At 69.0% G+C, this 5,662-nt stretch carries 6 protein-coding genes; 1 reads left to right on the top strand and 5 read right to left on the bottom strand.

All coding sequences use genetic code 11. The annotated features are described in order from the left end of the window. Window positions 1–182 precede the first annotated feature (182 nt). Complete coding sequence (locus AC1D01_RS18245) at window positions 183–662, bottom strand: DUF4275 family protein (RefSeq protein WP_477868714.1); 480 nt, start codon at window positions 660–662, stop codon at window positions 183–185. A gap of 164 nt (window positions 663–826) precedes the next feature. Between AC1D01_RS18245 and AC1D01_RS18240 the strand changes: the two genes are divergently transcribed. Next, entirely contained in the window at window positions 827–2,611 is a 1,785-nt protein-coding gene (locus AC1D01_RS18240) for a cellulase family glycosylhydrolase (protein ID WP_477868712.1), read from the top strand. 15 nt (window positions 2,612–2,626) lie between these two features. On the opposite strand, the gene AC1D01_RS18235 is transcribed toward AC1D01_RS18240, so the two are convergent. The 4 genes from AC1D01_RS18235 to AC1D01_RS18220 are packed head-to-tail and all read right to left on the bottom strand — an operon-like array spanning window position 2,627 to window position 5,539. Next, window positions 2,627–3,373, bottom strand: coding sequence for a hypothetical protein (locus tag AC1D01_RS18235; RefSeq protein ID WP_477868710.1), 747 nt, complete (start codon window positions 3,371–3,373; stop codon window positions 2,627–2,629). Between the two features lie 35 nt (window positions 3,374–3,408). Then, window positions 3,409–3,810 (bottom strand): TA system antitoxin ParD family protein, encoded by a 402-nt coding sequence (locus AC1D01_RS18230; protein WP_477868708.1) that lies wholly within the window; start codon window positions 3,808–3,810, stop codon window positions 3,409–3,411. Window positions 3,811–3,852: 42 nt separating this feature from the next. Next, a complete protein-coding gene (locus AC1D01_RS18225; protein WP_477868706.1) occupies window positions 3,853–4,734 on the bottom strand; it encodes an RNA polymerase sigma-70 factor in 882 nt (293 codons plus the stop codon). A gap of 55 nt (window positions 4,735–4,789) precedes the next feature. Continuing rightward, the gene (locus AC1D01_RS18220) at window positions 4,790–5,539 is read right to left on the bottom strand and encodes an SDR family oxidoreductase (protein ID WP_477868704.1); all 750 of its coding nucleotides are present in this window, start codon (window positions 5,537–5,539) and stop codon (window positions 4,790–4,792) included. Between the last annotated feature and the right edge of the window lie 123 nt (window positions 5,540–5,662).

The raw sequence follows: 5,662 nt of genomic DNA, 5'->3' as shown, positions 1-5,662 counted from the left end.
GCGTCGACGTGGTGACTGACAAGACCGTTCGCCCTGAGCAGGGACCGAGCTTGTCGAGGGCCCGTCCGTCGAAGGGTTGCGCCCGAAGCGTGCAAGGCCCACGACAAGCTCAGGTCCTTCGACAAGCTCAGGGCGAACGGGGTTCTTTGCAACGGCCGGGCGCCGTCAAGCGCCTGTCGTGCTCAGAGCCAGCCCTTGCGCCGTGCGGCCGCGATGTCGTGTGCCTTCTGAATCTTCGCCAGGTTGATCGCATTCAGCCTGTCGTACTGAGGGTGCTTCGCGAAGTACGGCCCGAGCCAGCCGTCTTCGTGCGTGAACGACATCGTCCAGGCGAGGTTCGGCGGGAACACCTGGTAGTCGCGCAGCATCGCCCGCACCGGGCGCTGGTCGGTCTTGAATGCGAGGTCGCGGTCGTTGGACAACACGATGTACTCGTGCGCCTGCTGCTGGTCGTACGCGGCCTGTGCCGGAACGCCCGAGAGGCTCGGGTAGCGCTCGAAGCTGAAGACGTGCCAGAGGTAGGCGCGTGCATTGGCGCCAGAGCGATCCTGGCCGAAGACCTCGAGCCACTGCGCGACCAGCGCGGCCACCTCCTGCTTCGTGAAGGTGTGCGTCACCGGGCCCGGCGTGACCAGCGGTTCGTGGAGGCGGCGATCGACCATCGCGCGCACTCTAGCGCACCGGCATGCTCACCGAAACCGGCGCACTGAAACCCGCTGTTACCCGGCCGGAACGCGGGCCGCCGCGAATCTCCCCTACGCTCGATACTCCATTTTGAAAACGGTTTCATACCGAAGGGAGCGTGATGGTGTCGAACAAGAATTCAATGTCTTCGCTGCGTGCGGGCCTCGCCGCCGCGCTGTTGGCCGTGCTCGCCGCCAGCCCCGCGCTGGCCGACGTGCCGGCGCTGTCGGTCAGCGGCAACCAGCTGCAGGTGGGCGGCACGCCGGGCAGCCTGTCGGGCGTCAGCTACTACTGGAGCAACAACGGCTGGCCGGGCGCGAAGTACTACAACGCGAGCACCGTGGGCTGGCTCAAGTCGGACTGGAAGGCGAAGGTGGTGCGCGCCGCGATGGGTGTCGAGGATGCCGGCGGCTACCTGCAGGACCCGGCCTCGAACAAGGCGCGGCTGAAGGCGGTGGTCGACGCGGCGATCGCCAACGACCTGTACGTGATCATCGACTGGCACTCGCACTACGCCTGGCAGTACCAGGCGCAGGCGATCGAGTTCTTCCAGGAGATGGCGCGCACCTACGGCAAGAACAACCACGTCATCTACGAGATCTACAACGAGCCGAAGAACGACGCGAGCTGGAGCGGCAACGTGAAGCCGTATGCGCAGGCGGTGATCGGCGCGATCCGCGCGATCGACCCGGACAACCTGATCATCGTCGGCTCGCCGAACTGGTCGCAGGACGCCGACGTGGCGTCGCGCGACCCGATCACCGGCTTCTCGAACATCGCCTACACGCTGCACTTCTACGCCGGCACGCACGGCCAGGGGCTGCGCGACAAGGCGACCACCGCGATGAACAACGGCCTCGCGCTGTTCGTCACCGAATGGGGTTCGGTGAATGCCGACGGCAACGGCGGCGTGGCCACCGCCGAGACCGCCGCCTGGGTCGATTTCATGAAGGCGCGCAAGCTGAGCAATGCGAACTGGGCGCTCGACGACGCACCCGAAGGCTCGGCCGCGCTGGTGGGCGGCGCGAGCGCGACCGGCGGCTGGCCCGAATCGTCGCTGACCGCCTCGGGCAAGCTCGCGCGCAGCATCGTGCAGGGCTGGCCGGCCCCGGCGCCGACGACCTGCAGCAACACCGCGGTGCCGGCGACGCTGCAGGCCGAGGGCTGGTGCCAGATGTCGGGCGTGCAGGTCGAGGCCACCGCCGATGCCGGCGGCGGCAACAACCTGGGCTATATCGACGCAGGCGACTGGATGACCTATGCGGTCGACGTGCCGGCCGACGGCAACTACCGCGTCTCGTACCGCGTGGCCGCCGCAGCCAGCGGCGCCAGCCTGCAGCTGGAGCAGGGCGGCGGCACACCGGTGTTCGGCACGGTCAACATCGCCAGCACCGGCGGCTGGCAGAACTGGACGACGGTGTCGCACGTGGTCGCGCTGAAGGCCGGCAAGCAGGTGCTGGGCGTGTCGACGAAGACCGGCGGCTTCAACCTGAACTGGCTGCAGGTCGAACGCGCCGACAGCGGCGGGGCGGCGATCGCCACCGTGAAGGCGAGCACGTTCTCGCAGATGAGCGGCGTGCAGACCGAGGCCACCACCGACAGTGGCGGCGGGCAGTCGGTGGGCTACATCGATGCGGGCGACTGGCTGTCGTATGTGAACACGCCGATCACGGTCCCGAGCACCGGCACCTACACGATCGCGTTCCGCGTCGCGAGCCTGAACGGCGGCGGCTGGTTCTCGTTCGAGGAGGCGGGCGGCACGCCGGTGTACGCGACAGTGTCGGTGCCGGCCACCGGCGGCTGGCAGAACTGGACCACCGTCAAGGCGACGCTGACGCTGACCGCGGGCACGCACAAGTTTGGCTTCAAGGCGCAGACCGGCGGCTGGAACCTGAACTGGTTCAGCGTGACGCCCGGCGTGCAGTAGACGTCACGGCGAGGGTCAGGCGTCAGGGGGCGCGAAACGCTCCGCATGGGCGGCGGACATCAAGGTCCGCAGCGCCGGCCACTTGCGCGTCCAGAACGGGCCGGCCGGGATCAGGCTCGGGTCGATCGCATCGGCCACGTGCTGCTCCCAGCGGGCCGCGACCTTGCGGCCGGCGTCGCTGAGTGCGAGCCGTTCGATTTCCGACACGAGGGTCTGCAGCGGGCTGCGGCCGGCGGCGGTCTCGGAGGGGGCGATGCTCGCGGCCCTCTCGCGAAGAAACTCGCGCGCGACGCCGATCGCCAGGCCGAGCTGCAGTGCGCCTTTCTCGGTCTTCTTGTTCGGCAGCTCATGCAGGTTGGCCGTGCGGCTGCAGAGCAGGTCGAGCGGATGCATCACCAGGAAGCCGTGCCGGCCGAACTCGATGTGCATCGCGCGCTGCAGGACCTTCTTCGCGTCGAGACCGATCACCTTGAAGATGATGTCGACGTTGACGAATTCCTCGGCCGAGAGATCGAGCTCGACCTGCCCGACGAGCGACGTGAGCGCCTGGCGACGCGCAAAGCGGGCCTGGCCGTGGATGGCACGGGCGAACTTCTCGACGGAATCGGTTGCGGTGGGCGATTGGGTCAGGAAGTCGGCATCCTGGGAGATGACCGGCAACTGCTTTGGCACGCTCAGGCCGTACCGGGCCACCCAGAACATCAGCGCCTGGCCGCCGACGAGCACCTCGCCGTCGTCGCAGACGCTCAGCAGCTTCTCCACCACATGCCATGGTGTTTCGGCTGCCCTGCGCCGTGTCACCACCCCTTGCCCGGCCTGGCCGGCAAGCGCTCGGTGACCTTGGCTGCCTTCACCCGTTCACGCGAGAACAGGAAGAGGCTTTCCGGGTCGCGTTCGCCGCGCTCGACGGCGCGCTCGAATTCCGCCTTCCGGGCGGTGATCGATGCCGCGCCGGTGTAGGTCTTGCGTCGGCGGGTATTCCCCGGTGTGGACGTGACGTGGGCCAGGATCCGCTCCTTGACGCCAGGGTCGCCCTGCAACAACAGCAGCGACTCTTCCATCGTGATGCCGGCGGCATCGAGGGCCGCGCCCAGGCGCACCCAGTACTCGATCTGCTCCGCCAGCGAGCGGTGAACCGCCTCGCCGGCTGCCGCGGCAAGTTCATAGACGCCGTCGGAGACGCGGATCGATTTGGCCATGCCGCCATCTTATGTGGCATTTCACGACATAACAAGAAGGCATCAGCACCCCCCGAACGCCTTCGCCACCCGCACCAGCTTGTCCGGATTGCGCTGCACGTGGATGCGCACGATGCGCTCGCCGTCGGTCTCGAAGGTCTGCGCCGATTCGAGCACTCCGTCGAAGAAGCGCAGCAGGCCCCATTCGCCGTTGATCAGCGCGAGCTCGATGCGCTGCCCGTCCTTCAGGCGCAGGTTCGTCGCGAAGAACAGCTGCGCGATGCGCTGGCCGCCCCGCATCGGCCGCCCGAAGCTCGACACCTTGCCGCCGCCGTCGCCGATCAGCTCCGCGTCGTCGGCCAGCATCGCCTTCAGCGCCGAGAAGTCGCCGCCGGTCAGCGCCTGCGCGAAGCGGCCGAGCAGGCGCCGGTGCGTGTCGGGCGACACCTCGAAGCGCGGCCGCTCGTCGCGCAGCTGCTCGCGGGCCCGGTGCACCAGCTGCCGGCAGGCGGCTTCGCTCTTGCCGATCGCGCTGGCCAGCTCGTCGTACCCGGCATCGAACACCTCGCGCAGCAGGAAGGCCGCGCGCGCCTCGGGCGCGAGCCGCTCCAGCATCAGCAGGAAGGCGACCGACACGTCGTCGGCCCGCTCCAGCATCTGCTCCGGCGAATCCTCGGCGTCGGTCAGCACCGGTTCGGGCAGCCACAGGCCGGCGTAGTGCTCACGCTGGACCTTCGCGGCGCGCAGCCGGTTGATCGACAGCCGGGTCGTGACGGTGACCAGCCAGCCGGTCGGGTCGTCGTGTGCCACGTAGTCGGCCTCGTGCCAGCGCAGCCACGCGTCCTGCACCACCTCCTCGGCCTCGGCCATCGAGCCGAGCATGCGGTAGGCGATGCCGCGCAGCCGGGGCCGCAGGCCGTTGAAGGCGAGCGAGGCGGTGTCCATCGGGGCAAGAGGTCGGGAGCACCCATTCTGAGCCACGGCGGCGGGTGCAGGCGGGTCATTGCCCGGCGAACCACGCCTCGAAGTTCACCGTGCCAAGGCGCGCGCCGTCGCCCGCTACCAGCGTGCGGTCGTCGATCTCGGCGCCGAAGTAGCGCGCCTGCGCGTCGTCGACCACGGTGCGGGAGTCGCCCTTGGCGGCGAGGAAGCGCCGCACCAGCTCGGCCAGCCGGACGCGCTCGGGGCCGGCGATCTCGACCGTCGCGCGCAGCGGCTTGCCGAGTGCCACGTCGTGCATCGCGTCGGCCACGTCATCCGACGAGATCGGCTGCACGAAGGCCGGCGACAACCGCACCGTCTTGCCGTCGGCCCCGGTGCCCGATTGCGCGATGCCGCCGAGGAATTCGAAGAACTGCGTCGAGTGCACCAGCGTGTACGGCAGCGGCGAGGCCTTGATCAGCGCCTCCTGGGCCGCCTTGGCGCGGAAATACCCGCTCGCCTGCAGCCGCTCGGTGCCGACCACCGACAGCGCGACGAGGTGGCCGACATCGGCGGCGGCCGCCGCGGCCAGCAGGTTGCGGGTCGAGACCTGGAAGAAGCTCATCACCGCGTCGTCGGCGAACGACGGCGAGTTCGACACGTCGACCACCACCTTCGCGCCCGCCAGCGCGGCGGCCAGGCCCTCGCCGGTGAGCGTGTTGACGCCGGAATTGGGCGAGGCGGCGAGCACCTCGTGGCCGCTGCGGGCCAGGCGTTGCACGAGCTTGCTGCCGATCAGGCCGGAGCCGCCGATCACGACGATCTTCATGGTGGGCTTTCAGGAGTTGCGGAGGGTGGAACGGATGCTAGGGAGCGCACCGCGCCCCCGGAAGCCCTGCGGCAGGGACCACGCTGTTGCCTGCCGCGCACCAATCTTTTTTCAGGCGGCCTG

It is taken from the genome of Rhizobacter sp. P3_B12 (genome assembly GCF_056402895.1).
This window is presented reverse-complemented; position numbering and strand designations above follow the sequence as displayed.

Excerpts from the sequence above, each read along its gene's own strand:
- AC1D01_RS18245 (WP_477868714.1), bottom strand. The coding sequence starts at position 662 with ATGGTCGATCGCCGCCTCCACGAACCGCTGGTCACGCCGGGCCCGGTG.
- AC1D01_RS18240 (WP_477868712.1), top strand. The coding sequence starts at position 827 with ATGTCTTCGCTGCGTGCGGGCCTCGCCGCCGCGCTGTTGGCCGTGCTC.
- AC1D01_RS18230 (WP_477868708.1), bottom strand. The coding sequence starts at position 3,810 with ATGGCCAAATCGATCCGCGTCTCCGACGGCGTCTATGAACTTGCCGCG.
- AC1D01_RS18225 (WP_477868706.1), bottom strand. The coding sequence starts at position 4,734 with ATGGACACCGCCTCGCTCGCCTTCAACGGCCTGCGGCCCCGGCTGCGC.
- AC1D01_RS18220 (WP_477868704.1), bottom strand. The coding sequence starts at position 5,539 with ATGAAGATCGTCGTGATCGGCGGCTCCGGCCTGATCGGCAGCAAGCTC.